Consider the following 23,004-nt stretch of genomic DNA (forward strand, 5'->3'; position numbering starts at 1 on the left):
AGCCGCCCCGCTCAGCGCAGGTTGAACAGCGCGGCCGCGTTGCCCCATGCAATGCGCTGCGCCACGTCGGGCGGCAGGTCGCCAAGCCAGGTGCGGTAGCCGCGCATGATCTCGTCGTAGGCGCTCCAGCGCTGGTTGACCCACGTGTCGGAGCCGACCACGAATCGGTCCGGGTACTTGAGCAGAAGCGCACGCCATTCGGGGCACAGCTTGCCGCCTTCGCAGGTGAGGCCGGGCCGGTAAGAGAGCTCGCCCATCAGCAGCGGATAGCGCTCCAGCAACGCCTGCACCCGCTCGATCGGCGCGCCGCCGATGCCCGTGTGCGCCCAGATGAGGCGCAGCGACTGGCCCTTCGAGGGCGCGTTGGCCATCAGCAGGTCGATTGCCACGTCGTCCACGTGCGCAAGCACCGCGAGCTTCTGCCGTTCCGCCAGCGCAATGAGCTTCCTGGCGACAGGGCCGTTGGCATTGGCGCTCTCGTACAGGTGGAATTCGCCGATGCCGCGATAGGGCCCGCTTGCGGTGCCGCGCGCCAGTTCGGTCTGCACCATCTCGTGGATGGTTTCGTCGCGGAACCAGTTGCTGTAGTCGTCGCGGTTACGGTACAGGCGCACGAAGGGCACCACGGTAACGCCCGCCTCGCGGGTTTCACGCGCCGCCGCCAGGGTTTGCGTGCCGGCGTTGGGCCGCGAGTTGGCGATGATCGCCTTCACGTTGTTGCGCTGCATGCGCGCGAGCGCTTCGGCCGGAGGATACGGCCCGGTATTGCCGTCCCAGGCTTCCTGGTTGTAGTGCAGGTGCGTGTCGAACAGCGGGCCGGCGTAGGGTGTCTGCGCAAAGGCGGAAGGCACGGCAACCGCCGAGCAGGCGGCCAGGAGCAGGGCTGCAATAGGCGCAATGGCTCTCATGGAATCCTCATGCGGGTAGATGCCCGATTATCCGGGCCGCGGCGGCCTCGCGCACGGGCGCGGCAGCGCTTATGCTGTGCGCAAATCACAACGCCTGATTTGCCCCACCATGACCGATTACCGACCCGTCTTCGACAAGAGCTTCGGCAACATTGCCGCCGACCGCCTGCCCGAACTGCTGCGCGCCATGCCCAAGGCCGAGCTGCACATGCACATCGAAGGCTCGCTCGAGCCCGAGCTGATCTTCGCGCTCGCGCAGCGCAACGGCGTGAGCATTCCCTACGCGAGCGTGGAAGAGCTGCGCCGCGCCTATGCCTTCACCAACCTGCAGAGTTTTCTCGACATCTACTACGCCGGCGCCAGCGTGCTGCTGAAGGAGCAAGACTTCTACGACATGGCCTGGGCCTACCTGGAGCGCGCCGCGGCCGACAACGTGGTGTGCACCGAGATGTTCTTCGACCCGCAGACGCACACGGCGCGCGGCGTGCCGATGGAGGTGGTGGTCAACGGCCTGCATCGGGCCTGCGTCGACGCGCTGCCCAAGCTGGGCGTGAGCGCGGCGCTCATCCTGTGCTTTCTGCGCCACCTGAGCGAAGAAGAAGCCTTCGAAACGCTGGAGCAGGCCCTGCCGTACCGCGACAAGTTCATCGGCGTGGGGCTCGATTCGAGCGAAGTGGGCCATCCGCCCGAAAAGTTCGCGCGCGTGTTCGCGCGCTGCCGCGAGCTGGGCTTTCACCTCGTCGCGCATGCGGGCGAGGAGGGCCCGCCAGAGTACGTGTGGAGCGCACTCGACGTGCTGAAGGTCGAGCGTGTCGACCACGGCGTGCAGAGCGCGAAAGACCCGGCGCTGATGAAGCGGCTTGCGCAAGAGCGCATTCCGCTCACCGTGTGCCCGCTGTCGAATCTCAAGCTCTGTGTGTTCCCCGATCTGGCACAGCACAACCTCGGCGCGCTGCTCGACGCGGGGCTGGTCGCCACCGTCAACTCGGACGACCCGGCCTACTTCGGCGGCTACATGAACCAGAACTTCACGCAGACCTTTGCGGCCACCGGGCTCAGCGTTCAGCAGGCATGGCAGCTCGCGGCGAACAGCTTCGAAGGCAGCTTCATCGACGCCAGCGCCAAGCGCGCCTACGTCGACCGGCTCAACGCCGTCTTCGCAACCTTCTGACCGCCGGCATCCGCGGCGGCATGTTGCCGCGGAACCAGCAGCGGCATTGCCACCAGCGCACAGGCACTGGCCGTGAGCCACACCAATGCCCAGCCCTGCAGGGTGAGCAGGTGCGGAATGGAAAAGGGCGTGACAAAGCACACCAGGAACACGCTGGTGTTCGCCATGCCCAGCGCGGTACCCGCACGCGCCGCACCGGCCAGCGTGGCCAGTTCCGTGTAGGCCACGCCGTGCCAGGCTGATACGCAGACCCCGCTAGCTGCCAGCAGCACTACCAGCGCGATGCGCAGCGCCGCTGAATCGGCCGTGTGCGTGCCAGCCGCCATCACCAGCCCCGCAAGGGCCGCGAACAGCAGAACGCTCAGTGCACTGCAGGCGCGCAGATAGGCGGGGCGGTTGCTGCGGCGGTCGGTCCAGCGGCCGCTCCAAACGCGCATGACCATGGCGCCGATCTGTATGAGCACCATCGTGGCGGTGATGGTTGCAAGCCCGGCATGGCCGAAGTCGTGCAGGAACACGGTGCCGAAAGAAAGCACCGCGAACTGCGGCGCGCACAGAATGCCGATGCCGGCCACGATGCGCCAGACGCGCGCGTCGCGCAGCGGGCCGCTCTGCGGTGAAGCCGGCGCTTGTGCAGTGCCGGCCTTTGTGCGCGGCGCAATCGGCGGCTCATGCACCCAGGCCCAGCTCATCACCGCGCTCAGCAGGCACAGCACCGCCAGCAGCCCATAGAGCGCGGCAAAGCCGAAGTGCAGCGCCACAAAGGGCAGCACCAGCGCGCCGATGCCGCCGCCCAGCGGCACGGCGGTCTGGCGGATGCTCATGGCGAGCCCGCGCTCGCCGGCCTCGAACCACGTCATCACCGCTCGGCCGCTCGCACCATTGACGCTGCCGCCGAGCAGGCCCACCAGCAGCAGTCCCGCGCCCAACGAGCCCAGGCCGGGAATGTGCTGCGCGCTGGGGGCGGCCCAGAGCGCCATTGCCGTGAGCGCCACGGCGGTGCTGCCCAGGCCCGTCAGCAGCACCGGCCTGTCGCCCCAGCGGTCGGTCAACAGGCCCCAGGGCAGCTCGCTCACCGCAATGCCCAGGCCCATGAGGCCCAGCACCAGGCCCAGCGTGGCGTTGTCGAGCTGGTAGCCCGTGCGCATGAGCACCGCGGTCATCGGAATGCCGCTGAAAGCCACGGAGAAGGCTGCGTTGGCGGCCACGCCCGCGGCCAGCACCTTCCAGCGGTGGCTGGGCCGGAACGAAGAAGAGGAGGTCGATGGGTTCATTTGCGGCGGAGTTTCCGCCGTTGCAAAGGTTTTGAAAATCAGAAAATAATGGGCGAACCGTCCAAAAAAGCAGGACGATCGTTGAAAGGTGAATCCATGTCCCAGGTGATGTTCGATCTCGACGTGCTGCGCAGCTTTTCCACCGGCATCGCACTGGGCAGCTATGCGCGCGCGGCCGACCGGCTGGGCCGCTCCACATCGGCGGTGAGCGCGCAGCTCAAGAAGCTCGAGGCGCAGGCCGGCACGGCGCTTTTCCGCAAGGCCGGACGCGGCCTGGAGCTCACCGATGCGGGCGAAACGCTGCTTGCCTACGCGCACCGCATGCTCGAACTCAACGAAGAAGCCGGTGCCGCCATGCGCGGGGCCGACTTGCAAGGCTGGGTGCGGCTCGGCCTGCAGGAAGACTTCGGCGAAACGCTGCTGCCCGCCGTGCTCGGGCGCTTTTCGCGCGCGCACCCCAAGGTGCGCATCGAAGCCTTCGTGGCGCGCAGTGCCGAATTGCGCGAGCGGCTCGAGCTTAGGCAGCTCGACCTGGCGCTGGCGTGGGACACCGGCGAGCAGATGACGGCGCACGGCGAACGTGTGGCGCGGCTGCCGCTGCAGTGGATCGGCCCAAGGGCGCCCGATGCGCTCGACGCGCCCTGGTGGAAAGAGCGCGAGCGCCGCCCCGGAGCGCGCAAGAGCAAGGAGCCGCTGCCACTGGTGCTGCTCGATGCGCCGTGCCCGCTGCGCGAGATCGTCACCGCCGCGCTCGACCGAGCGGGCACGCCGTGGCGGCATGCGTTCACCAGCGCCAGCCTTGCGGCCTTGTGGGCGGCCACCTCGGCGGGCCTCGGCCTTTCGGTGCGCACGCCGTTCGGGCTGCCAGCGCATGTGCGCCCCATCGACCGCACGGCCGTGGGTCTTCCGGCGTTGCCGCAGATGTCGCTCATGCTCTACCGCGCGCAGGCCGCGGCCGAGACCCCGGTGGAGCGGCTTGCCACGCTGCTGCTGGAGGCCGTGCGCCAGCATGTGCAGCTGGAGTCGGCGCAGCTTCATTGAGCGGCCCCGCTAGAATCCGCACCCCGCAGCAGGGCGTCCCGGCCTGCTGCGGGTTTTTGCTTTTCCGGGGCCATGTAGAGGACCACCATGTACAAAAACCTCGCGGGCCGCGCCGTTCTGGCGTGGGCAGCCGCCTGTTTTTTATTTCCCGCCTTTTCGCAACCGCAGGCTCCCAAGGAGCCGCTGAAGATCGGCTTCGTCTACGTGACGCCGGTTACCGATGCCGGCTGGGTGCGCCAGCACGAAGAAGGCCGCAAGGCCGTCGATGCGGCGCTCGGCGGCAAGGTCAAGACCACCTTCGTCGAGAACGTGCCCGAGGGGGCCGATGCCGAGCGCGTGATCCGCGACCTTGCGCAGCAGGGCAACCGGCTGATCTTCACGCCCAGCTTCGGCTACATGGAGCCGACGCTCAAGGTGGCGCGCGACTTTCCCGATGTGAAGTTCGAATCGGTCACCGGCTACAAGGCCGCGCCCAACGTGGCAACGGCCAACGCGCGCTACTACGAGGGCCGCTACCTCGCGGGCATTGCGGCCGGCCGCATGACCAGGACGAACGTGGCCGGCTACGTGGCGGGCTTTCCGATTCCTGAGGTGCTGCAGGGCATCAATGCCTTCACGCTCGGCATGCGTTCGGTCAACCCGAATGCGAAGGTGGTCGTGGTGTGGCTCAACGAATGGTTCGATCCGCCGAAGGAGCGCGACGCGGCCATGGCGCTGTTCAACCAGAACGCCGACGTCGTCGCCTTCCACACCGGCTCCACCGCGGTGATGGCCGCGGCCCAGGAGCGCGGCAAGATGGCCGTGGCCTACCACTCCGACATGCGCAAGATCGCGCCCGATGCGCAGATCGTCGCGGTCACCCACCAGTGGGGCGGCTACTACACGCAGCGCGCGCAGGCGGTGCTCGACGGAAGCTGGAAGAGCGGCAACGTCTGGGGCGGCGTGAAGGAAGGAATGATCCGCGTCGGCGACTTCGGCACCAAGGTGCCCAAGGCCGTGCAGCAGGAAGTGCTGGCGCGCCAGCAGGACATTGCCGCGGGCAAACTGCAGCCGTTTCGCGCGGTGAACAGCGACGTGCGCGACAACGAGGGCCGTGTCGTCATCGCGAAAGGTGCGCAGTTGAACGACGAGCAGATCCTGAAGATGAACTGGCTTGCCGAAGGCGTGCAGGGGCGCGTCACGCGTTAGCCGGGCGGGCTGCGCCTGTTGAGCGTTGGCATATAGCACTCATACGCGCATGGAAATCGCGGCGCTGCCGGGCTGGTTTACCCTCCGCAGCAACGATGAAAAAAGCCTACCGCGCCTCCCTCCTGCGATTCGACGACGCCGGACTGCCCGTTTTCGATGAAGACGGCCTGCTGGTCGTCGCCCCCGACAGCGCCGGCCGCCAGCGCGTGCTCGACGCCGGCAGCCATGCCGCGGTGTCGCCGCGCCACCCCGATGCCGAGCTGACCCACCTGCCGGGCCGCATCCTCGCGCCGGGCTTCGTGGACATGCACATCCACTTTCCGCAAACGGACATCATCGGTTCCCCCTCGCCGGGGCTCCTGCCCTGGCTGGAGAACTACACATTCCCGGCGGAAGCAAAATTCATCGACCCGTCGCATTCGAACGAAGTGGCCGGCGTGTTTTTCGACGAACTGCTGCGCAACGGCGTCACCACGGCGCTGACCTTTGCCACGTCGCATGTGGCGTCGGTCGATGCTTTTTTTGAAGGCGCCCAGCGCCGGGGCTTGCGCATGATCAGCGGCAAGGTGCTGCAGGACCGGCATTCGCCCGACGGCGTGCGCGACGAAACCGAGCAGAGCCTCATCGACTCGGAAGCGCTGATCCGCAAGTGGCACAACGCCGGCCGCCTGGGCTACGCCATCACACCGCGCTTTGCGCCCGCGAGCACCGACGCCCAGATGCGCGGTGCCGGCGAGCTGGCCGCCAAATACGCGGACACATGGATCCAGTCGCACGTGGCCGAAAACCGCGACGAGGTGGCGTGGGTGCGCGAGCTGTATCCGCAGGCACGTTCGTACCTCGACGTGTATGCCGGCTTCGGGCTGATGCGCGAACGCGCCGTGTATGCGCACTGCATCTACCTGGACGACACCGACCGCGAGCTGATGCGCGACACCCGAACGGCCGCCGCGGTAAGCCCCACCAGCAACCTGTTCCTGGGCAGCGGCTTCTTCGATTTCGGCGCGGCCGACCGCGTCGGCTACCCCTACGGCCTGGCCAGCGACGTGGGCGGCGGCACCAGCTTCAGCCCCTTCCACACCATGATGGCAGCCTACTACGTGGGCCGCGAAGGCCAGACCAAGACCGGCCTGAGCATTGCGCCTTCGCAGCTGTGGTGGCGCCATACCGGCGGCGCGGCGCGCGCGCTGGGGCTCGAAGGCGTGATCGGCAACCTGCAGCCCGGCTGCGAAGCCGATTTTCTGGTGCTCAACCCCCAGGCCACGCCTTTGATGGCCCGCAAGGCTGCCCGCGCGAACAACCTGGAGGAACTGCTGTTCTCGATGATCGTGCTGGGCGACGACCGGCTGATCGAGCGGACGGTGATCTCGCAGGCGGAATAGCTGCAGCCGGGAAGGCGAGGCATGGCACATGCCACAATTCGCGCCATTCCTCCCCGCAGCAGCATCAGCGACCGCATATGAGCATCAAGAGCGACAAATGGATCCGGCGCATGGCCGAGCAGACCGGCATGATCGAGCCCTTCGAGCCCGGCCAGGTGCGCGAGGCCTCTGGCCACAAGATCATCAGCTACGGCACTTCGAGCTACGGCTACGACATCCGTTGCGCGCCTGAATTCAAGGTTTTCACCAACATCCACAGCACCGTGGTCGACCCGAAGAACTTCGACGAGAAGAGCTTCGTCGACATGCACGGCGACTACTGCATCATTCCGCCCAACAGCTTTGCGCTGGCGCGCACGGTCGAATACTTTCGCATCCCGCGCAACGTGCTCACCATCTGCCTGGGCAAGAGCACCTATGCACGCTGCGGCATCATCGTCAACGTGACCCCGTTCGAGCCCGAATGGGAAGGCTACGTGACGCTCGAGTTCAGCAACACCACGCCGCTGCCCGCCAAGATCTACGCGGGCGAGGGCTGCGCGCAGGTGCTGTTCTTCGAGAGCGACGAGGTCTGCGAAACCAGCTACAAGGACCGCGGCGGCAAATACCAGGGCCAGCGCGGCGTCACGCTCCCCAAGACCTGAGAGGCCTCGCGCGGGGGTACCCCTCGCGTCCCTCCGCTTCCGGCGGCGTTGCCACAGGCATGCAAAAGCCTGTTTTGCTTACAAGGAACCGGCGCGGACAAAGTACCATCCAGCGACGCTCCGGCACAACTGCCCGGCAAGGAGACTGCGATGAGATGGGAAGGCAACGAACAATCGGACAACGTCGAGGATCGGCGCAGTGGGGGCGGCGGCGGTGGTGGCGGCTTCATCGGCGGCCGCAGCATCGGCATCGGCACCATCGCGGTCGCGCTGATTGCCGGCTGGATCTTCGGCATCAACCCGCTCACGGTGCTCAGCCTCCTGAGCGGCGGTGGCGATCCCGTCCAGGTGCAGCAGCAACAAGGGCCCGCACCCAAGCCGCCATCGGGCGACCGCGAGGCGGCCTTCGTCTCGACGGTGCTCAAGAACACCGAAGTGGTCTGGACCCACATCTTCCGGCAGAACGGCGGCACCTACCAGCCGCCCCGGCTCGTGCTGTTTCGCGGTGCCACGCCCACGGCCTGCGGCACCGGGCAATCGGCCATGGGGCCGTTCTACTGCCCGGGTGACAAGAAGGTCTACATCGACCTGAGCTTCTACGACACGCTGAAGAACCAGCTCGGCGCGCCGGGCGAGTTTGCACAGGCCTATGTCATTGCGCACGAGGTAGGCCATCATGTGCAGGACGAACTCGGCGTGACCGCCAAGGTGGACGGCATGCGCGGCCGCCTCAGCCAGTCGCAGAACAATGCGCTGAGCGTGCGCGTCGAGCTGCAGGCCGACTGTTTTGCCGGCATCTGGGCGCACCATTCGCAAGAGTCGAAGAAGTGGCTCGAGCCGGGCGACATCGAGGCGGCCATGAACGCCGCGCAGAAGATCGGCGACGACGCCTTGCAGCGTTCCGCGGGCCGCGCGGTGGTGCCCGACAGCTTCACCCACGGCTCCAGCGCGCAGCGCCAACGCTGGTTCGGCGCGGGGTATCAGAGCGGCGATATCAAGTCTTGCGACACCTTCAACGCGCGCACTCTTTGAGCCTTGGTGCGCTGCGGGGCGCATGGTTGCTGCAGATGATGCTATAGAATAAATAGCAATGTGGCCGGCGCGGACGTTGTCACGGCGCCGTCACTGCCATTTTTTGCGGCAATGCGACAATAGAAGGCTTAATGACAAGCTCCTTCTCCAATCTATCGCTGGCGGAACCGCTGGCGCGCGCCGTAGCCGAAATGGGCTACGAGACCATGACTCCCATCCAGGAGCAGGCCATTCCGGTCGTGCTTTCGGGCCAGGACGTGATGGGGGCCGCGCAGACCGGCACCGGCAAGACCGCGGCGTTTTCGCTGCCGCTGCTGCAGCGCATGCTCAAGCACGAGAACTCGTCCACCTCGCCCGCGCGGCACCCGGTGCGTGCGCTGGTGCTGCTGCCCACGCGCGAACTGGCCGACCAGGTGGCCCAGCAGGTCAAGCTGTACGCCAAGTACACCAACCTGCGCAGCACGGTGGTGTTCGGCGGCATCGACATGAAGCCGCAGACACTCGAGCTGAAGAAGGGCGTCGAAGTGCTGGTGGCTACGCCGGGCCGGCTGCTCGATCACATCGAAGCCAAGAACGCGGTGCTCAACCAGGTGGAGTACGTGGTGCTCGACGAGGCCGACCGCATGCTCGACATCGGCTTTCTGCCCGACCTGCAGCGCATCCTGAGCTACCTGCCCAAGCAGCGCACCACGCTCTTGTTCTCGGCCACCTTCTCGCCTGAAATCAAGCGGCTGGCCAGCAGCTACCTGCAGAACCCCGTCACCATCGAAGTGGCGCGGCCGAACGAAACGGCGTCGACCGTCGAGCAGCACTTCTACAGCGTGAGCGACGACGACAAGCGCCGCGCGCTCAAGCAGATCGTCAAGCAGCGCGGCATCACGCAGGCTTTCGTCTTCGTCAACAGCAAGCTCGGCTGCGCGCGCCTCGCGCGCTCGCTGGAGCGCGACGGTCTTCGCACCACGGCGCTGCACGGCGACAAGAGCCAGGACGAACGCCTGAAGGCGCTCGCCTCGTTCAAGGCGGGCGAAGTCGACCTGCTGGTATGCACCGACGTTGCGGCCCGCGGCCTCGACATCAAGGACGTGCCGGCGGTCTTCAACTTCGACATTCCGTTCAACGCCGAAGACTACGTGCACCGCATCGGCCGCACGGGCCGTGCCGGCGCCTCGGGCCTGGCCGTGAGCTTTGCCAGCGGCGGCAACGATGCGCGGCTGGTGGCCGACATCGAGAAGCTGATCAAGAAAAAGATCGAGCTCGAACCGGTCGAGTTCGAAGAAGACAAGCCGCGTGGCCGCATCAACGACGGACGCCGCCACTGGCGCGAAGAGGGCGAGGCCGGCGACGCACGCGACGTGCTCGATCAGCCGCGCGAGCGCAGCAGCATCGGCGTCGATGCGCGCCGCGGCGGCGGACGCCCGCATCGCGCGCCTTCCGCACCGCGCGATCCGTTCTTCGACAAGCCCTATGAGCCGGGCGAGCGCGAAGCCGCTCCCGACTGGGAAGCCGCCGCCAAGGCTGCGCCCGCGCGCGGCATCTCGAGCAACATCAAGACCAAGCGCAAGGTTGCGGCGCTGTTCAAGAGCGCCGAGACGAACTGACGAGGCTCGAGGCCTGCTTCGGCGAGGTTTCCCGTCCACAAAAAAAAGCCGGCGAATGCCGGCTTTTTCTTTGGGCCAATAGGCAGTGCGAAACGCTCAGATCACGTGAAAGTGGTGCGTGCCGTCGCGCGCCAGTTGTGCCACCAGCCCGAATTCCCAATCGAGGTACGCCTGCATCGCTTCGGCGGGCGCATCGGTGCCTTCGTACGGGCGGCGATAGCGGTCGGTGCGCGGCGTGGCCAGCCGCGTCTCGCCTGACTCGGGCTCCAGGCCCGCGGCAAACCACGCCGCATTGCCGCCGGCCAGCACCAGCACTTCCGCATCGCGCTGGCCGCGCGCATCGAGCAAGGTGCGCAAGTCGGCCGCGGCATAGCGCGCGAGCAGGCTGCTGCCGCAGGTGAGCACGTAGCGCTGCGACGGCGGAATGGCCGTGCTTGTGGCCTGCGCCAGTTGCGCGCGAATGGCGTACCAGGCGCCGGGAATGTGCCGCTTCACGTAGTTGGCGCTGGTGGTCACGTCGATGACCGCGGTGCCGGGCTGCGAAAGCAGCGCTGCCAGCGCCTTCGGCTCGATCTCGGCGACGGCGGCGGCAACCGGTGGATAGACAGGCGAAGGTGCCGCGGTTTCAGTGAACGACGAAGCCGCGGGCACCGCATCGGGCACATACACCTCCCAGCCCATCTGTGCGAGCCATGACGCGCTCATCGAGGCCCGCACTCCGTCGTCGTCCGCCAGCACGATGCGTGCGCCGCGCACCGGCACCTGATGGTCGGTTTCCTGCACCAGCTGACCGCCAGGCGCACTTGCAAACCCGGGCAGGTGTCCAGCCTCGTATTCCTCGGGCGTGCGCACGTCGAAGCGGTAAAGCGTGCGCTCCGGTGCTTCGAGCGTGTGCAGCGCATCGAGCGCGATGCGCCGCACGCCGGCCTTGTCGGCCACGCGGCGCGCATCGGCCTCGGCCTGTACGCGGTGCGCATCGGACACGGCACCGGGCGCGCGGCGGCTCGCGCCATGGTCGAGCACCTGCCCCGCGAGCTTCCAGCCGATGGTGCCGTTGCGCAGGGCAGCCACGGGGTTCGGAATGCCCGCGTTCACCAGCGATTGCGTGCCGATGATGCTGCGCGTGCGGCCGGCGCAATTGACGATCACCTGCGTGGCCGGGTCGGGCGCGAGTTCCCGCACGCGCAGCACCAGCTCCGCGCCGGGCACGCTGGTGGCCGAAGGAATGCTCATGGTCTGGTATTCGTCGAAGCGGCGTGCGTCGAGCACCACCACGTTCGCCTTGCCTTCGACCAGCGCCTTCACCTCGGGTGCAGAGAGCGAGGGCGTGTGCCGCTCGTGCTCGACCAGCTCTCCGAAAGACTTGCTCGGCACGTTCACGTCGCGAAACAGCTCGCCGCCGGCCGCGCGCCAGCCTTCGAGGCCGCCTTCGAGCAGGTGCACGTTCGTGTAGCCAAGCGCAGCCAGTGTTTGCGCGGCGAGCGGCGCCAGGTCGATGCCGCCGTGCGTGCCGTAGAGCACGATGAAGGTGCTGCGCCGCGGAATGCGCCGCCAGGCCTCGATCTCGATGCGCGAGAGCGGCAGGTTGGCGGCCCACAGCGGATGCTCCTGCGCGAAGGGATCTTCCTCGCGCACGTCGAGCAGCGCGGTTTCTTCGCGTGCGAGCAGGCGCGCGCGCACGACGGCAAAGGGCAGCAGGGGAAAGGCGGTGGTCGTCATGCGGATGTCGATCGGAGTTCGGCGGAGCGGTCCCACAGGTTGGGAAGAAGCGTGTTGGAGTAACCCGAAACAAAGGGCTTGCGTCCGCCCTCTGCGGGGTAAGTATGCCGCCGCACGGCGCCGATGTTGGCGCCGTACACGTGGATGCTGATGGAAACGCGGTCTTCATGCGCGTTGTGCACGCGGTGCAGGTCGCCCACGGTGGGCGACACGGCCTCCACGTCGCCGGCGTCGAGCCGCACGGCATCGCCTTGCGCGCGTGCCCGGCCGTCGCTGCCGACCGCATAGCCCTGGCTGTATTCGGCACCGCGCAGCATGCCGATCAGGCCCCACACGGTGTGGTCATGCACCGGCGTCGCCTGCCCCGGTCCCCAGACAAAGCTCACGATCGAGAAGCGCTCGGTGCTGTCGGCATGAAGCAGAAACTGCCGGTAGTGCACCGGGTCGGGCTGCGCGAAGGCATCGGGCAGCCAGTCGTCTCGCGCGACCAGCGTGCGAAGCAGCGCGCGGCCTTCGGAAAGAATGCGCGGCTCGCCGGGTGCGCTGTCGAGCAGCCGGCCGAACGCACCGACGAATTCACGCAGCGGCGCGATGGCCGCAACTTCGGCCACCGTCATGCCGGCCGTTTCCAGAGTTGCGCATCGGTGATGGCGCGCACGTCCACGCGCACCGGCAAGATGCCGTCGCGCGCCGAGCGGTCGGCCACCGCCTGCAAGGCAACGATGTCGGCTTCGGCCACCGGCCGGCCCGTGACCGAGGCACGCGCGGTGATGATGCGCGCCGACTCGATCGGCAACCGCGTGAGCTTGCTGTAGGCCTGCGCATACGCCTCGGGGTTGGCCAGCGCCCATTCGCCCGCGCGCGCCAGCCGGTCGAGAAACTGCACGATGGCAATGCGCTTGGCCGGATCGGCCAGCGAAGGCTCGCTGGCGGTGATGAAGCCCAGGGCCGTGTTGATGCCGCGCCCGTCGCGCAAGATGCGCCCGCCCTGCTGTAGCGCGATCGTGTAGTAGGGGTCGAACACGGCCCACGCATCGATCTGCTTCGAAGCAAAAGCGGCGGCCGCATCGGTCGGCAGCACGAACTTCACCGTGACCTCGCTGCGCGGCACGCCGGCTTCTTCGAGCGCGCCATACAGCTGGTACTGCGAAATGCTTCCGCGCGCGGACGAGACGATGACCGTCTTGCCGCGCAGGTCGGCCACAGTGCGCAAGGGCGAATCGGGTTGCACCACAATGCCCAGCGCGTCGGCCTTGCCCACGCGTGTGGCAACGATCTTCAGCGGCGTGCGGCCGACGGCGGCGGCCAGCACCGGCAGGTCGCCGGCCACGGCGGTATCGACCGCCGCACTGCGCTGCGCTTCGAACAGCGGCGCGGCACCCTGGAAGTTGGCCCAGCGGTAGGCGAAGGGCGCCTCGTCGAGCACCTTCGATGCCTCGAAGAGGGCGCGCAGGCCTCCGGCCTGGTCGCCGAGCACCAGCGTGGTCTGCGGCTGCTGCGCCCATGCACGCATGGAGCCGGCAGCCGCGAGGGCGAGTGCGGTGCCCTGCTTGAGCCAGCTGCGGCGCGACGCCTTGGAGAAGAGGAGGTCGGTCATGCGGTGGCTCCCGAAGACTGCAATGCGCGAGCGCCCGCCGCAACCAGGATGGCGTCGTTCTGCGGGGTATGGATGCGGCTGCACAGCACGTCGCGGTGGTGCCGCTCCAGCGGGTTCTGCCGTGCGAGGCCGTGGTTGCCGCTCAGTTGCAGCGCGATTTCGACTGCGCGCACCGCGTTGCCGGTCACGGTGTACTTGAGCAGGCCGCTCTCGGTGGCGGGCTGCGCGTGGCCTTCGTCGACGGCGCGGGCCGCATCGTCGAGCAGCACGCGGTTGGTGCGCAGCAGCGCGGCGATTTCTCCCACATGCTCCTGCACGCGCGGCAGGCTCACAAGCGGCGCGCCCAGGCTGCCGGGCGCGCGCTGGTTCAGGAACCCCGTCAACCAGTCATTCGCGGCCTGCGCCACCGCGTCGTAGAGGCTGCCGAGCAGCACGGCCATCCAGGCCTGCTGGGTGGCGTGTGCGTCGATGTCCGTCTGGCTGCCGGCATCGGGCGCCCAGTCGGCCGGAGCGCGCAGGTCGACAGCCTGGTCCAGGTCGATCGCGACGTTCTCGAACACCACTTCATGGCTGCCCGAGGCACGCAGGCCCAGATGGTCCCAGCTTGCGATCACGCGCACGCCGGGCGCATGGCGCGGCACCAGGAACACGCCGGTGCGCGGCGCGGCTTCGTCGGTGCGCGCCCATACGGCAAGCCAGGAGAGACCCTCGATGCCGGTCGTGTAGAGCTTGTGGCCGTCCATCTTCCAGCCGTTGCCTTCACGGCGAGCCACGGTTGCGGGCAGCCCGCCGCGCGCCGGCGAGCCGAGCGCGGGCTCCACGCGCAAAGCATTGATGAGCGCGCCGTGCTCCACCGCGTCGCGCAGCACGCGTTCGCGCAGGTGCAGCGGCCAGCGGCTGTCGCTGCGCGCAAGGGCGTGGTGCTGCAGGTAGGTCATCGTCAGGATCAACGCAGTGGCGGGCTCGCCGCGCGCCACCGCCGCAATCACGCGCCGCGCAGTGGCCAACGTGGCGCCGCCACCGCCTTGCGCCGCGGGCGCCACCAGGCCGATCAGGCCGTGCGATTGCAGCACCTCGAAGTTCTGGCGCGGAAAGGCGCCGCTTCGGTCGTGGTCGGCCGCAGTCGCCGCGAACTGGGCCGACAGGCGCGCGAGAAGGGCGCCGCCGACTGCGGCCGGAGCGGCGTTTGCCGTGGGGAGGTCGTTGGTGGCCGGCGGGCGGCGCAAGGGGAGTGCACTCATGGTTGCGCACAGTACCGGCCGCGCGCCGCGGCGGAAACGACGCATCCCGCATATGCAAACTCGTTTTTCTGCGTTCGCTTTTGCTGCGTGCGCCGGTACGGTCCGGTGCATGAAACCTGAATTCCCACTCGACAGGCGACGCCTGCTGCAGGCCGCCGCGGCCTGGAGCGCCATGGCCGCTGCAAGCGGCGCAGCGCGGGCCGCGGCACCGGCACGCGACCTCTCCGGCGTGACCCTTCGCGTGGGCACCTACAAGGGCCTGTGGCGGCCGCTGCTCACGGCCTCGGGCCAGGCCGACACACCCTACAAGATCGACTGGCGAGAGCTCAACAACGGCGTGCTGCACATCGAGGCCATCAACGGCGACGCACTCGATCTGGGCTCGGGCAGCGAGATTCCGCCGGTGTTCGCGGCGCGGCAGAAGTCGAGCGTGAAGCTGGTCGCCGTGACGCATGAAGACCTGAACAACCAGGCCACGCTGGCGCGCAAGGATTCGCCGATCCGCAGCATTGCCGATTTCAAGGGCAAGCGCGTCGGCTATGTGCGCGCCACCACTTCGCACTACTACCTGGCCAGGCAATTGGCGGAGGCAGGGCTCTCGTTCAGCGACATCCAGGCCGTGAGCCTCACGCCTGCGGATGGCCTTTCGGCCTTTGCGCGCGGCGATCTCGATGCCTGGGCCATCTATGGCTACAACGGCCAGCTTGCGCGCACGCAGTACGGCGCGCGCACCATCAAGACCGGCGTGGGTTATCTGTCGGGCAACTTTCCCATCTATGCCAACCCGCGCGCGCTGGACGATGCGCTGCGCCGCGCGGCATTGAGCGATCTGCTGCAGCGCCTGCAGCGCTCGTTCGCGTGGATCAACGGCAACTTCCTGGCTTACGCGCGTGCGCAGTCGGCCGAGACGCGCGTGCCCATCGGCGACCTGGTCGAGCTCTTCAACGGCCGCAGCGGCGACTACAGCCTGGGCCCCGTCACCGATGCGGTGGTGCGCAGCCACCAGCAGGTGGCCGACACCTTCCTGAAGATCGGCGTGCTCGACGGCCCCGCCGACGTGAAGCCCCTGTGGGACCGCAGCTTCGAAAGCGTGCTGCGCCTGCCTGCCGCCTGAACAACCACGCATCCACCTGAAAACACGAGGACACCATGAGCCAGAACGACGTTGAATTCATCGGCATGATCCAGGGCCAGAAGGTCTCGGAGATCCATGCCGCCAAGGGCCCCGCGATCGACCGCGACTACGTGCGCGCCTTTGCGCAGGCACATGAGAACGCGGGCTTCGACCGCGTGCTGGTGCCGCACCATTCCACCAGCCCCGATGCAACGCTGACGGTGGCCTATGCCGCCTCGGTCACCGAACGCATCCACTTCATGCTGGCGCATCGCCCCGGCTTTGTGGCGCCCACGCTGGCCGCGCGGCAGTTTGCGTCGCTCGACCAATTCAGCGGCGGGCGGCTCGGCGTGCACTACATCTCGGGCGGCTCCGACGAGGAACAGCGCCGCGACGGCGACTGGCTCGACCACGACCAGCGCTACGCACGCACCGACGAGTACCTGGAGGTGCTGCACAAGGTGTGGACCAGCGAGAAACCCTTCGACCACGAGGGCGCGCACTATCGCTTCCAGAACGCGTTCTCGGAAGTGAAGCCGGTGCAGACGCGCAACGGCAAGCCGCATGTGCCGGTGTATTTTGGCGGTGCCTCGGAGGCTGCGATTCCCGTGGCCGGCAAGTACGCCGACGTGTATGCGCTGTGGGGCGAATCGCTCGACCAGGCGCGCGAGCTCACGGCCCGCGTGCGGGCTGAGGCCGCGAAACACTCGCGCAGCGTGCGCTTCTCGGTGTCGTTCCGGCCGATCCTGGCGGAGACCGAAGAAGCCGCATGGGCGCGCGCCGAGAACATCCTGGCCGAGACGAAACGCCTGCGGGTGGTGCAGGGCTACAACCGCGGCGGGCCGCAGCAGAGCGAAGGCGCCAAGCGGCTGCTGGCCGCGGCCGAGAAGGGCACGCGGCTCGACAAGCGGCTGTGGACCGCGGTGGCGCAAGAAATTGGCGGCCGCTCGAACAGCACGGCGCTGGTCGGCACGCCCGAACAGGTGGCCGATGCGCTGCTCGACTACTACGACCTGGGCGTGACGACGTTCCTGATCCGCGGCTTCGATCCGCTGGAGGATGCGACGGACTATGGGCGCGAGTTGATTCCGCGCACCCGCGAACTGGTGGCGCAGCGCCTGCAGTCTCAACGCAAGGCGGCCTGAGCTATGAGTGCAGTTCTATCGATCGACTGGGATGCCGGCTTCGCGCTTCGGCGCAACCCGAATCCGCAGCAAAAATACTGGTTCGACCCCATCCCGCCGCGCACCAGCGTGCAGGCCGAGCGCCGCCACCGGCAGGAGCGCCTGGCCGGCGCCTTCCGCCTGTTCGCGCGCTTCGGCTTTGCGCAGGGCCTTGCCGGCCACATCACCGCGCGCGACCCGGAGCTCACCGACCACTTCTGGGTCAACCCGCTGGGCACCCACTTCTCGCGCATCAAGGTGTCCGACCTGCTGCTCGTCAACTCGAAAGGCGAGACCGTGATCGGCGACAAGCCGCTCAACAAGGCCGCCTTTGCCATCCATGCCGCGATCCACGAGCAGAACCCGAAGATCGTTGCCGCGGCCCACACGCACTCGACCTACGGCAAGGCCTGGTCCACGCTGGGCCGCAAGCTGGACACCATCACGCAGGACAGCTGCGTGTTCCACGAAGACGTGGCCCTGTTCGACGACTTCACCGGCATGGTGGTCGATACCAGCGAGGGCGATCGCATTGCACAGGCGCTGGGCGACAAGAAGGGCGCCATTCTCAAGAACCACGGCATCCTGACGGTGGGGCCTACGGTGGAGGCTGCCGCGTGGTGGTACATCGCGCTCGACAACGCCTGCCATACGCAGCTGCTGGCGGAGGCGGCCGGCAAGCCGCAGTCCATCGACGAAGCCACGGCACGCCACACCCACAGCCAGATCGGCGGCCCGGAGGGGGCCATCCATTCCTTCGACAGCCTTTACCAAGGCCTTGTCGAAGCGGAACCCGAACTGCTGGACTGAAGAAAACCTCTTGTCAGAGAGACCGACGATGAACCGACACCCGAACCGCTTGCGCCGGCAGATCATCACGCACGGCCTTGCCGCGGCCGCATCGGGGGCCTTGCCCACCTTTTTATTGAAGGCGAATGCGCAGGGCCGCCCAGTCCTCAAGGCCGGTGACCAGAAGGGCGGCCTGCGCGCATTGCTCGAAGCGGCCAACGGCCTGGAAGGCCTGGGCTACGACATCCAGTGGTCCGAATTTCCCGCAGCGGCGCCGCTGGCCGAGGCGCTCAATGCGGCCGCGGTCGACTCGGGCCCCATCGGCGATGCGCCGCTCATCTTCGCGCTCGCCGCCGGCACGCGCGTCAAGGCCATCGGCGCGAACCGTTCGGATTCCTACGGCACCGCAGTGCTGGTGCGGCCCGACTCGCCGCTCAAGACCGCCGCCGACCTCAAGGGCAAAAGCATTGCGACGAACCGCGGCTCCATCGGCCACTACGTCACGCTCAAGGCCATCACCGCGGCCGGCCTGAAACCCGAGGAGGTGAACATCCGCTTCCTCGCGCCGGCCGACGCCAAGCTCGCGCTCACGCAGGGCTCGGTCGATGCCTGGGCCACCTGGGAGCCCTACACCGCGCTGGCCGAGGTCAGCCAGCATGCGCGCGTGCTCGTCAGCGGGCGCGGGCTGCTGCCGGGGCTCAGCTACCTGGCGGCCACCGATGCGGCCATTGCCGCCAAGCGCCCGGTGCTGCAAGACTTCTTGCAGCGCGTGGTGAAAGCGCAGCTCTGGTCGTACCGCAATGTCGATGCCTACTCGGCTGCGCTGGCGCGCATCATCGGCATTCCGCCCGAGGCGGCCAAGCTGCAGTTCGAGCGCCGCCGGCAGAAGTGGATACCGATCGATGCGCAGGTGATTGCCGACCAGCAGGGCACGGCGGATTTCTACCGGCAGGTGGGGCTCATCAAGCAGCCGCTCGATGTGAAGGGCACCTTCGACACGGGCTTTGGGGTGGCCGCGGGCGCCTAGCCGCGCGGGTCGATCAGCCCGGCTTCTGCGCCTGCTCGCACGTCACCTGGATCAGCTCGCGCTCGTCCAGCGTGGCACCGATCCGCACCGCGCTCAGGCAGCCGCCCCAGACGCAGCCGGTGTCGGTCGAAAGCAGGTCGGGCCGCGAAAGCCAGCCCAGCGTGGACCAGTGGCCGAACGCGACCGTGGCGTTCGCGGTCTTGCGGCCGGGCACATCGAACCAGGGCATGAAGCCATCAGGGGCCGTGGCGGCGCCGTCCTTGCTGTCGAACTCCATCACACCATCGGCCGAGCAGAAGCGCATGCGCGTGAGCGCGTTCACGATGGCGCGCAGCCGGGCGCTGCCGCTGAGCTTGTCGTTCCATTGCGCCGGCTCGTTGCCGTACATGGTGAGCAGGAACTCGCCCAGCGCCGGGCCGCGCAGCACCGATTCGACCTCGGCCGCCAGCACCAGCGTGTCGCCCACCGTCCACTGCGGCAGCACGCCCGCGTGCACCATGAGCAGGTCGCCGCCGTCGATCTGCATGTGCAGCGCCATGTGCTGCTGGCGCACCCATTCGAGCATGGCTTCGCTGTCGGGCGCCTCGAGCAAGCCGGCCAGCGTGTCCTTGCGGCTGGGCTTGCGCGCGCCGTGCGCCACGCCCAGCAGGTGCAGGTCGTGGTTGCCCAAGAGGCTGAGCGCGGAGGCGCCGTAGCCCTGCACGCGGCGCAGCACCGCCGCTGAATCGGGGCCGCGGTTGACCAGGTCGCCGAGCAGCACGACGGTGTCGCGGCTGGGAGAAAAACCGATGTTGTCGAGCAGTTTCTGGAGGGCGGCGTCGCAGCCCTGGATGTCGCCGATCAAGTAAAGTGCCATTTCCTTATTTTCACCCCCTGTTCATGGACGTTCTCCTGCTGGCCTTGCTGACTTCGCTGAATGCGTTGTTCGCAATGTCCGAAATGGCCCTTTCAACCAGCCGGCGCGCGCGCCTTGCCGCGCTGGCCGAGACGGGAGATACCGGCGCGGAAGCCGCGCTCCGATTGATGGAGGAACCCACCCACTTCCTCTCGACCGTGCAGATCGGCATCACATCGATCGGCATGCTCAGCGGTATCGTGGGCGAGGCCGCCTTTGCCGCGCCGCTCGCCCTCTGGATGGAAAGCCTCGGCATGGGCCGCGGCACCGCCAGCGTGGTTTCCACTGCGGTGGTGGTGACCGGCATCACTTTCTTCACCATCATCTTCGGCGAGCTGGTGCCCAAGCGCATCGGCCAGCTCTACCCAGAGCCCGTGGCGCGCTGGGTGTCGCGCCCCATGCGCGGGCTGGCCAAGGGGGCCAAGCCCTTCGTGTGGCTGCTGGCGGGCGCCACGGCCACCGTGCTGAAGCTGCTGCGCATCGACGCCAATGCCGCCCGCTCCATGACCGAGGAAGAAATCTCGGCCAGCCTGGAAGAGGGCGTGGACGCCGGCGTGATCGAGCAGCACGAGCATCAGATGGTGCGCAACGTGTTCCACCTGGACGACCGGCGGCTGTCGTCGCTGATGATTCCGCGCGCCGACATCGAGTGGCTCGACGCATCGGACACCGTGGCGCAGGCGCTGAAGAAGGTGGCCGATGCGGGTGCACTCAACATCGTGCATTCGTGGTACCCAGTGTGCCGCAATTCGCTCGACGACGTGGTCGGCGTGATCAGCGTGGCGCATCTGCTGCGGCTGGGCACCGAGCACGCGGGCGTGCTCGGGCAAGAGGCTGCGCCGGCGGTGTTCGTGCCCGAAACCCTCACCGGCATGGAACTGCTCGAGCAGTTCCGCGAACGCGGCGGCCGGCTGGTGTTCGTGGTCGACGAATACGGCGTGGTGCAGGGCCTCATGACGCCGCGCGACATGCTCGAAGCCATCACCGGAGAGCTGCAGCCCGGCACCCTTACCGACGCCTGGGCCCGCGAGCGGCCCGATGGCGTGTGGGAGCTCGACGGGCTGATGCCGGTTTCGGAGCTGCGCGCGCGGCTCGGCATTCGGGAGCTGCCCGACGAAGAGCGCGGGCGCTACAACACCGTGGCAGGTTTGCTGATGGCCGTCTCGGGCCATCTGCCCAAGGCGGGCGAGGTGATCGAATGCGCGGGCTGGCATTTCGAAATCGCCGCGCTCGAGGGCCGCCGCATCGACCGCGTGCTGGCCGCGCCCGACAAGTCGGCGGCGCACGGCGACTAGCGCCTGCGCACTCCATCAGAATTCCAAGAAGACCACCAAGCGATCGCATGATCGCCAGCTCCACTATGACCGAAGACATCTACACCGAGCCGAGCGCCGACCCCGACACCCTTGCCAACCTGGGGCCGCTGCGCGCCATGGCCGGCATCTGGGAGGGCAGCCGCGGCGTGGACGTGAAGCCCAAGCGCGAAGGCCCCAAGACGCAGGTCTACGTCGAGCGCTACGAGCTGCAGCCCATCGATCCGCAGACCAACGGCCCGCAGCTGCTGTATGGCCTGCGCTACCACACCTACATCCACAAGCCCGGCCTCACCAAGATGTACCACGACCAGGTGGGCTACTGGCTCTGGGAGCCGGCCACCGGCACGGTGATGCACACGCTGGCCATTCCGCGCGGCCAGGTGGCCATGGCGAGCGGCCATGCCAAGGCCGGCGACACGCGCTTCACGCTCAGCGCCGAGCGCGGCAGCCTGGTGAACGGCATCGTGTCCAACCCGTTCATCGAACAGGCCTTCACCACGCTGGCGTGGAACATCACGGTCATCATCAATGCCGACGGCACATGGTCCTACGACCAGGACACGGTGATGCAGATCCAGGGGCGGGCCGAGCCTTTCCATCACACCGACCGCAACACGCTCACGCGGGTGGCGGAGCCGGGGCTCAACCCGTTGGCGATGCCCGACGCGCCTGCTGCGGTGGTGGTCTCGCCAAGATAGCGTCGGCAATCCTTACCACCGGATCTTCACGCCCACGCTGCCGTTCACGCCGCTCTTCGTGCGAGGCCCGCCGCCCGATGCCCAGTACTTGCCCAGCTCTCCGTACAGGCTCATGTTCTGGGTCAGCCGCAGCGTGGCGCCGGCCGCCAGTTCGGTGCTCGTGCCGCCCGTGCGGCTGGCAATGTCGGTGTAGGCCGCGGGCCCTGTGAAGCGGGTCACGTCGGTGCCGCTGCTGCTGCGGTAAACGTTGAGCCGCGCATAAGGTTGCAGCGGCCCTGCGGCGGTGGTCAGCTCGCCCTTGATGCGCACGCCGGCGCGCACCAGCCAGCCGCTGTGGCTGTCCTGCTGCACCACGGCGCCGACGATGCCGGTGTCGTCCAGGCTCACGCGCTGGTGCACCAGTTGCAGCTGCGGCTCGACGATCCACTCCGGTGAAATGCGGAAGGCTTGGCCCACCTCGATGGAAGCCAGCAGGCTGTGGCCCTTGCCCGAGCTGGAGGCGCCCAGGTCCGTTGCCGTGGTGTAGCGGTGGCGGCCGGCCTGCAGCACGCCGTCAACGTACAAGCCTCCGTCGTTCTTCCAGGTGGCGTAGGCGCCCAGGTATTGGCTGCGCAGGTCGTTGGAGCCGGCCGCGTAGCCCTGCACGCCGCGTGCAAAGCCGCTCACGCGCACGTCGCCCTCGAGCTGGCCGACGTAGATGCCGACGCGCCAGTTCGGATCGGCCCACAGGTCGTTGCCGGCCTGGAAGCCCGTGAGGCGCCCTTCGCTGCTGGGGCTGACGGTGCCGCCCTGGCTCACGGTGCGGTCCATGCTGATGATGCGGGCCCAGCCCTGGCGGAGGCCCTGGTTGGGCGTGGCAATGCCGGGCCCGCCCGCGTTTTCGTCGCCCACGCGCTGGTGGAGGTTGCCCACCATGGCCAGGTTGGACTGGCGGAACTGCTCGGGCAGGGCGGCGTAGAGCGGCACTTCGGCGCGGTAGGTGGGCACCGTGATGCCCGCCGGCGCGTTGGGAGAGCCGCCGTCACCGCTCAGCGGGTTGCCGTCGTCCAGTGCAGGCGCAGGCGCAGGCGCAGGTGCAGGTGCAGGTGCAGGTGCAGGTGCAGGTGCAGGTGCAGGCGCTGGTGGTCCCGGAGGAGCAGGAGGAGGCGGCGGCGGTGGCGGCGGAGGGGGCGGTGGCGCAATGATGATGCCGGACCGCAAATACCAG

21 protein-coding genes are annotated in these 23,004 nt (G+C 67.9%); 13 read left to right on the forward strand and 8 right to left on the reverse strand.

Translation table 11 applies throughout. From position 1 onward, the window contains the following. Window positions 1–11 precede the first annotated feature (11 nt). Entirely contained in the window at window positions 12–908 is an 897-nt protein-coding gene (locus EJI00_RS14350) for an amidohydrolase family protein (protein WP_126748175.1), read from the reverse strand. A gap of 109 nt (window positions 909–1,017) precedes the next feature. On the opposite strand from EJI00_RS14350, the gene EJI00_RS14355 reads away from it, so the two are divergent. Next, window positions 1,018–2,079 carry an adenosine deaminase gene (locus EJI00_RS14355; protein ID WP_126748176.1) on the forward strand — a complete coding sequence of 354 codons (1,062 nt, stop codon included), beginning with the start codon at window positions 1,018–1,020 and terminating at the stop codon, window positions 2,077–2,079. On the opposite strand, the gene EJI00_RS14360 is transcribed toward EJI00_RS14355, so the two are convergent. Beyond that, the gene (locus EJI00_RS14360; RefSeq protein WP_126748177.1) at window positions 2,040–3,353 is read right to left on the reverse strand and encodes an MFS transporter; all 1,314 of its coding nucleotides are present in this window, start codon (window positions 3,351–3,353) and stop codon (window positions 2,040–2,042) included. The genes EJI00_RS14355 and EJI00_RS14360 overlap by 40 nt on opposite strands. Before the next feature lie 96 nt (window positions 3,354–3,449). Between EJI00_RS14360 and EJI00_RS14365 the strand changes: the two genes are divergently transcribed. The 6 genes from EJI00_RS14365 to EJI00_RS14390 all read left to right on the forward strand — a co-directional run bounded on the left by EJI00_RS14365 (window position 3,450) and on the right by EJI00_RS14390 (window position 10,238). After that, window positions 3,450–4,394, forward strand: coding sequence for a LysR substrate-binding domain-containing protein (locus EJI00_RS14365; protein WP_126748178.1), 945 nt, complete (start codon window positions 3,450–3,452; stop codon window positions 4,392–4,394). Between the two features lie 87 nt (window positions 4,395–4,481). Next, window positions 4,482–5,582: a BMP family ABC transporter substrate-binding protein gene (locus tag EJI00_RS14370; RefSeq protein ID WP_126748179.1), complete on the forward strand. Its 1,101-nt coding sequence runs from the start codon at window positions 4,482–4,484 to the stop codon at window positions 5,580–5,582. A gap of 95 nt (window positions 5,583–5,677) precedes the next feature. Continuing rightward, window positions 5,678–6,964, forward strand: a complete 1,287-nt coding sequence (gene guaD, locus EJI00_RS14375; RefSeq protein WP_126748180.1) for a guanine deaminase — start codon at window positions 5,678–5,680, stop codon at window positions 6,962–6,964. A gap of 77 nt (window positions 6,965–7,041) precedes the next feature. Then, window positions 7,042–7,608, forward strand: a complete 567-nt coding sequence (dcd, locus tag EJI00_RS14380; protein ID WP_013542862.1) for a dCTP deaminase — start codon at window positions 7,042–7,044, stop codon at window positions 7,606–7,608. A gap of 150 nt (window positions 7,609–7,758) precedes the next feature. Next, on the forward strand, window positions 7,759–8,640 hold the full coding sequence (locus EJI00_RS14385; protein ID WP_126748181.1) for a neutral zinc metallopeptidase: 882 nt from the start codon (window positions 7,759–7,761) through the stop codon (window positions 8,638–8,640). Between the two features lie 131 nt (window positions 8,641–8,771). Further along, window positions 8,772–10,238: a DEAD/DEAH box helicase gene (locus EJI00_RS14390; RefSeq protein WP_126748182.1), complete on the forward strand. Its 1,467-nt coding sequence runs from the start codon at window positions 8,772–8,774 to the stop codon at window positions 10,236–10,238. Window positions 10,239–10,334: 96 nt separating this feature from the next. Here the strand turns inward: EJI00_RS14390 and EJI00_RS14395 are convergent, their stop codons facing one another. From EJI00_RS14395 to EJI00_RS14410, 4 genes are read right to left on the reverse strand one after another with little or no spacing between them, the layout of a single operon-like run. After that, window positions 10,335–11,957 carry a rhodanese-related sulfurtransferase gene (locus EJI00_RS14395; RefSeq protein ID WP_126748183.1) on the reverse strand — a complete coding sequence of 541 codons (1,623 nt, stop codon included), beginning with the start codon at window positions 11,955–11,957 and terminating at the stop codon, window positions 10,335–10,337. Next, complete coding sequence (locus EJI00_RS14400; RefSeq protein ID WP_126748184.1) at window positions 11,954–12,574, reverse strand: cysteine dioxygenase; 621 nt, start codon at window positions 12,572–12,574, stop codon at window positions 11,954–11,956. Before EJI00_RS14400 ends, EJI00_RS14395 begins: the two co-directional genes overlap by 4 nt. Continuing rightward, the gene (locus tag EJI00_RS14405; protein ID WP_126748185.1) at window positions 12,571–13,554 is read right to left on the reverse strand and encodes an ABC transporter substrate-binding protein; all 984 of its coding nucleotides are present in this window, start codon (window positions 13,552–13,554) and stop codon (window positions 12,571–12,573) included. The genes EJI00_RS14400 and EJI00_RS14405 overlap by 4 nt, the downstream gene beginning before the upstream one ends. After that, on the reverse strand, window positions 13,551–14,795 hold the full coding sequence (locus tag EJI00_RS14410; RefSeq protein ID WP_126748186.1) for an acyl-CoA dehydrogenase family protein: 1,245 nt from the start codon (window positions 14,793–14,795) through the stop codon (window positions 13,551–13,553). The genes EJI00_RS14405 and EJI00_RS14410 overlap by 4 nt, the downstream gene beginning before the upstream one ends. A 109-nt stretch (window positions 14,796–14,904) precedes the next feature. Between EJI00_RS14410 and EJI00_RS14415 the strand changes: the two genes are divergently transcribed. The 4 genes from EJI00_RS14415 to EJI00_RS14430 are packed head-to-tail and all read left to right on the forward strand — an operon-like array spanning window position 14,905 to window position 18,888. After that, complete coding sequence (locus tag EJI00_RS14415; protein ID WP_126748187.1) at window positions 14,905–15,909, forward strand: ABC transporter substrate-binding protein; 1,005 nt, start codon at window positions 14,905–14,907, stop codon at window positions 15,907–15,909. Between the two features lie 35 nt (window positions 15,910–15,944). Then, on the forward strand, window positions 15,945–17,054 hold the full coding sequence (locus EJI00_RS14420; RefSeq protein ID WP_126748188.1) for an LLM class flavin-dependent oxidoreductase: 1,110 nt from the start codon (window positions 15,945–15,947) through the stop codon (window positions 17,052–17,054). 3 nt (window positions 17,055–17,057) lie between these two features. Beyond that, the gene (locus EJI00_RS14425; protein ID WP_126748189.1) at window positions 17,058–17,882 is read left to right on the forward strand and encodes a class II aldolase/adducin family protein; all 825 of its coding nucleotides are present in this window, start codon (window positions 17,058–17,060) and stop codon (window positions 17,880–17,882) included. Window positions 17,883–17,910: 28 nt separating this feature from the next. Next, the gene (locus EJI00_RS14430; RefSeq protein WP_126748190.1) at window positions 17,911–18,888 is read left to right on the forward strand and encodes an ABC transporter substrate-binding protein; all 978 of its coding nucleotides are present in this window, start codon (window positions 17,911–17,913) and stop codon (window positions 18,886–18,888) included. 13 nt (window positions 18,889–18,901) lie between these two features. On the opposite strand, the gene EJI00_RS14435 is transcribed toward EJI00_RS14430, so the two are convergent. Continuing rightward, entirely contained in the window at window positions 18,902–19,744 is an 843-nt protein-coding gene (locus tag EJI00_RS14435) for a symmetrical bis(5'-nucleosyl)-tetraphosphatase (RefSeq protein WP_126748191.1), read from the reverse strand. A 23-nt stretch (window positions 19,745–19,767) separates the two neighbouring features. Here EJI00_RS14435 and EJI00_RS14440 point away from each other — a divergent pair, with 23 nt between their 5' ends. Next, window positions 19,768–21,078 carry a hemolysin family protein gene (locus EJI00_RS14440; protein WP_126748192.1) on the forward strand — a complete coding sequence of 437 codons (1,311 nt, stop codon included), beginning with the start codon at window positions 19,768–19,770 and terminating at the stop codon, window positions 21,076–21,078. 47 nt (window positions 21,079–21,125) lie between these two features. After that, entirely contained in the window at window positions 21,126–21,797 is a 672-nt protein-coding gene (locus EJI00_RS14445; protein WP_260590728.1) for an FABP family protein, read from the forward strand. Between the two features lie 12 nt (window positions 21,798–21,809). Here EJI00_RS14445 and EJI00_RS14450 read toward each other — a convergent pair. Then, a partial coding sequence (locus EJI00_RS14450; protein WP_126748193.1) for an autotransporter outer membrane beta-barrel domain-containing protein occupies window positions 21,810–23,004 on the reverse strand: 1,195 nt, incomplete at its 5' end.

It is taken from the genome of Variovorax sp. DXTD-1, assembly GCF_003984625.1.
Taxonomy (GTDB): domain Bacteria; phylum Pseudomonadota; class Gammaproteobacteria; order Burkholderiales; family Burkholderiaceae_C; genus Variovorax.

Bases quoted from the DNA above. Each gene is read 5' to 3' on its own strand.
- EJI00_RS14350 (WP_126748175.1), bottom strand. From the start codon at position 908: ATGAGAGCCATTGCGCCTATTGCAGCCCTGCTCCTGGCCGCCTGCTCG.
- EJI00_RS14355 (WP_126748176.1), top strand. From the start codon at position 1,018: ATGACCGATTACCGACCCGTCTTCGACAAGAGCTTCGGCAACATTGCC.
- EJI00_RS14360 (WP_126748177.1), bottom strand. From the start codon at position 3,353: ATGAACCCATCGACCTCCTCTTCTTCGTTCCGGCCCAGCCACCGCTGG.
- EJI00_RS14365 (WP_126748178.1), top strand. From the start codon at position 3,450: ATGTCCCAGGTGATGTTCGATCTCGACGTGCTGCGCAGCTTTTCCACC.
- EJI00_RS14370 (WP_126748179.1), top strand. From the start codon at position 4,482: ATGTACAAAAACCTCGCGGGCCGCGCCGTTCTGGCGTGGGCAGCCGCC.
- guaD (WP_126748180.1), top strand. From the start codon at position 5,678: ATGAAAAAAGCCTACCGCGCCTCCCTCCTGCGATTCGACGACGCCGGA.
- dcd (WP_013542862.1), top strand. From the start codon at position 7,042: ATGAGCATCAAGAGCGACAAATGGATCCGGCGCATGGCCGAGCAGACC.
- EJI00_RS14385 (WP_126748181.1), top strand. From the start codon at position 7,759: ATGAGATGGGAAGGCAACGAACAATCGGACAACGTCGAGGATCGGCGC.
- EJI00_RS14390 (WP_126748182.1), top strand. From the start codon at position 8,772: ATGACAAGCTCCTTCTCCAATCTATCGCTGGCGGAACCGCTGGCGCGC.
- EJI00_RS14395 (WP_126748183.1), bottom strand. From the start codon at position 11,957: ATGACGACCACCGCCTTTCCCCTGCTGCCCTTTGCCGTCGTGCGCGCG.
- EJI00_RS14400 (WP_126748184.1), bottom strand. From the start codon at position 12,574: ATGACGGTGGCCGAAGTTGCGGCCATCGCGCCGCTGCGTGAATTCGTC.
- EJI00_RS14405 (WP_126748185.1), bottom strand. From the start codon at position 13,554: ATGACCGACCTCCTCTTCTCCAAGGCGTCGCGCCGCAGCTGGCTCAAG.
- EJI00_RS14410 (WP_126748186.1), bottom strand. From the start codon at position 14,795: ATGAGTGCACTCCCCTTGCGCCGCCCGCCGGCCACCAACGACCTCCCC.
- EJI00_RS14415 (WP_126748187.1), top strand. From the start codon at position 14,905: ATGAAACCTGAATTCCCACTCGACAGGCGACGCCTGCTGCAGGCCGCC.
- EJI00_RS14420 (WP_126748188.1), top strand. From the start codon at position 15,945: ATGAGCCAGAACGACGTTGAATTCATCGGCATGATCCAGGGCCAGAAG.
- EJI00_RS14425 (WP_126748189.1), top strand. From the start codon at position 17,058: ATGAGTGCAGTTCTATCGATCGACTGGGATGCCGGCTTCGCGCTTCGG.
- EJI00_RS14430 (WP_126748190.1), top strand. From the start codon at position 17,911: ATGAACCGACACCCGAACCGCTTGCGCCGGCAGATCATCACGCACGGC.
- EJI00_RS14435 (WP_126748191.1), bottom strand. From the start codon at position 19,744: ATGGCACTTTACTTGATCGGCGACATCCAGGGCTGCGACGCCGCCCTC.
- EJI00_RS14440 (WP_126748192.1), top strand. From the start codon at position 19,768: ATGGACGTTCTCCTGCTGGCCTTGCTGACTTCGCTGAATGCGTTGTTC.
- EJI00_RS14445 (WP_260590728.1), top strand. From the start codon at position 21,126: ATGATCGCCAGCTCCACTATGACCGAAGACATCTACACCGAGCCGAGC.